Origin of the sequence: Pusillimonas sp., assembly GCF_029263785.1 — a bacterium.
Taxonomy (GTDB): Bacteria; Pseudomonadota; Gammaproteobacteria; order Burkholderiales; family Burkholderiaceae_B; genus Pusillimonas.
On sequence record NZ_JAJUFE010000093.1, the window covers coordinates 1 to 3,460 of the forward strand.

The window sequence follows — 3,460 nt, forward strand, 5'->3', positions numbered from 1 at the left end:
CAAGTCTTTTAAGCTAAGCAAAAGGATCAAGACCCTAAGTAAAGGCTCTAAGTAAAGGGCTAAAGCGCAAAATCAAAGAAAGCCTATAATTCTACTATCTTTAAGTTATACAGTTCAAGTTGATATGATCCCCCTCGTTACTGACCCAGCCGATCTCGACAAGATGCGAGCTGCCTGCCAGGCTGCAGCCCAGGCGCTGGACTATCTTGAGCCACATGTGCGCGCCGGCGTCACTACCGGCGAACTCGATCGCCTGTGTCTCGACTTCATCACCAATACCTTGCACGTGGAATCGGCCACGGTCGGCTACGCGCCGCCCGGATACCCCCCTTTCCCCGGTTCGATTTGCGCCTCGGTCAACCATGTCATTTGTCATGGCATCCCCGGCGACAAGGTGCTGAAGAATGGCGACATCATCAATATTGATGTCACCGTCATCAAAGATGGATGGTATGGCGATACCAGCCGCATGTACTGCATTGGCGAACCCTCGATTCTGGCCAGGCGCCTGGTTGACACCACCTACGACTGCATGTGGCTGGGCATCGAACAGGTCCGCCCTGGCGCATATTTGGGCGATATCGGTGCCGTCATCCAGAAGCACGCCGAAAAACAAGGGTTTTCGGTCGTGCGCGAATACTGCGGGCATGGCGTCGGCCAGAAGTTTCACCAAGACCCTCAGGTACTGCACTACGGCAGACCGGGCACTGGCGTTCGACTGGAACCCGGAATGATCTTTACGATCGAACCCATGATCAATGCCGGGCGCAAGGAAATTCGCCAGCTTGCTGACGGCTGGACGGTAGTCACCAAAGACCGTAGTCTCTCGGCACAGTGGGAACACAGCGTGCTGGTCACAGACAACGGCTACGAAGTGCTTACCGTATCCCCTGGCATGCCCTCCGCTCCAGCCTTCGTAAAAGCCGCATAAATCCTCAGCCCACCCCCAGGCGCCCACCATGGATGCACCCGCCCCGTCACAGATCCGCCAACGCTTCGATCGACGACGTGGCGAGGCCATTACGGGCTTTCGTACGCATCAGCGGCCGGATATATTGCTTTCCGCCTTGCGCCGGGTCACCGACCAGGCGCTGCGCGAGACACTCCGCCAGTTCCCCTTGCCGGAAGGTGCTGCGCTTGCGGCGGTCGGCGGCTATGGTCGCGGCGAGCTGTACCCCTATTCCGACATAGACATCCTCATTCTGCTCGAGCGGGAGCCTGATTCTGAAGACAGGCTCAAGCTTGAGCAGCTCATTGCGGCGCTGTGGGACCTTGGGCTAGACCTTGGACATAGCGTCCGTTTGATCGCCGACTGCAAGCGCGAGGCGGACAACGACATCACCATCGAAACCGCCCTGATGGAGCTGCGCTGGATTGCGGGCAACAAGCCACTGGTGCGCGAGCTTGTCCAGACCATGCGGCGGCGCCAGGACGTGCAAGGTTTCTTTCAGGCCAAGCGAGCGGAAATGACACAGCGGCATGCCCGGCATGCTGATACGCCCTATGCGCTTGAGCCCAACTGCAAAGAAGCCCCGGGGGGTCTGCGCGACCTGCTCACCTTACGATGGATCGCTCAGGCTGCAGGTGTGGGCAACACCTGGAAGGAAATTGCCGACAGCGGCATGCTGACCCCTTCCGAACATCGCGCGCTGCGCCGCGCCGAGCTGGCTTTCAAACGCCTGCGGATCGAGCTGCACCTGTTGGCTGGACGGCGCGAAGATCGCGTACTGTTCGACCTGCAACCGGCGCTGGCCGACGTTTACGGTTTCGAGGCGTCAAAGAATCGGCGGCCCAGCGAACTGCTGATGCAACGATACTACTGGGCAGCCCGCGTAGTCAGCCAGTTGACAACTATTTTGATGCAGGCGTTTGAAGAAAGGCTGTTCCCGGTTCCCGAAGGGTCCAGCAAGCTCATCGACGACGACTTCTGCCAGGTTCAGAACCGCCTGGATATTCGTCGTGCCGACGAGTTCGAGCGCAAGCCCACACTTCTGCTTCGGGCTTTCCTGGTCATGCAGCAAAACCCCGAGCTGACCGGCTTATCGGCGCGCATCATGCGAGCCATGTGGCATTCGCGAAAGCGCATCGACGGACAGTTTCGCGCCAACCCGGTCAATCGCTACACATTCATACAGATACTGCAGCAACCCCGCGGCATCGTTCACGCCTTGCGGCGGATGACGATGCTGAACATTCTTCCCCGCTACCTGCCCGAATTCCGCCGCATCGTCGGACAGATGCAGCACGACCTGTTTCATGCCTACACGGTCGATCAGCACACGCTGATGGTGATACGAAACCTGCGCCGATTCACCATGCCGGAACACGCCCAGGAATACCCATTGGCCAGCCAGCTGATTGCCGAGCTCGACAGGCACTGGATTCTATATATTGCGGCGCTGTATCACGACATCGCCAAAGGACGGGGCGGTGATCACTCCGAGCTTGGCGCCGAAGATGCGCGGCGTTTCTGCGTCGACCACCAGATCAGCCCCGAGGATACGGACTTGGTCGAGTTTCTGGTGCGCGAACATCTGACCATGTCACGCTACGCACAGAAACGCGACCTGACCGATCCGGACGTCATTACCGAGTTTGCCCGACGTGTTGGAACGGAACGCCGACTGACAGCCTTGTATTTGCTGACGGTAGCGGATATTCGCGGCACCAGCCCAAAAGTCTGGAATGCCTGGAAAGGCAAGCTGCTTGAAGACCTGTACCGGCTGACCATTGCCGTACTGGGCGGTGCACAGCCTGACCGGGGAACTGTCCTGGCAATGCGACGCGAAGAAGCCAGCGCCGAGATCCGGCGTTTGGGTCTGCGTGACGAAAGCCGGGATGAATTCTGGCGTCAGCTTGACGTGGCCTATTTCCTGCGCCACGAGGCCTCGGAAATTGCCTGGCATACCCGCCACCTGTACCATCGCGCCGACGCCACCGAGCCCGTGGTAAAAGCGCGAGTCGTCGGCCAGAACGAGGGCCTGCAGATTATGGTGTATGCACCCGACCGCAACGACCTGTTCGCGGATATCTGCGCGTATCTGGATCAGCGTGCACTTAGTGTTCAGGACGCCCGAATCCACACCACCCGGCACGGCCGGGCCCTGGACAGTTTCATTGTTCTGCTGCCCGGTCAGGACCGGGACTTTCGTTCGTGGGCGAGCTTGATAGAACATGAACTGGCTGAACGTCTTGCCCGCCCGGGAACGCCGTCGCGCCCCGCCCCGGGCTTTGGACGACGCCGATCACGCCGAGCCAGGGTGTTTCCCATTGTGCCCAATATTGAATTGCGCCCTGACGAAAGCGGTGCCTCCTGGCGCCTGTCGATTATTGCAGCCGACCGCCCGGGCCTGCTGCACAGCCTGGCTCAGGTCTTTGCCCGTCACGGCATCGACCTCAAGATGGCAAAGATCATGACGCTGGGCGATCGCGTTGAAGACGTGTTCATCATCGAAGGCGA

The 3,460-nt window shown here is 59.4% G+C and carries 2 protein-coding genes; both read left to right on the top strand.

Annotation, left to right across the window (positions count from 1 at the left end):
* The first annotated feature begins 127 nt into the window (after positions 1-127).
* The gene (map, locus tag Q1J88_RS12875) at positions 128-931 is read left to right on the top strand and encodes a type I methionyl aminopeptidase (RefSeq protein WP_301118142.1); all 804 of its coding nucleotides are present in this window, start codon (positions 128-130) and stop codon (positions 929-931) included.
* Between the two features lie 28 nt (positions 932-959).
* Positions 960-3,460 (top strand): [protein-PII] uridylyltransferase (locus tag Q1J88_RS12880; RefSeq protein ID WP_301118141.1); only part of this gene is annotated, 2,501 nt, incomplete at its 3' end.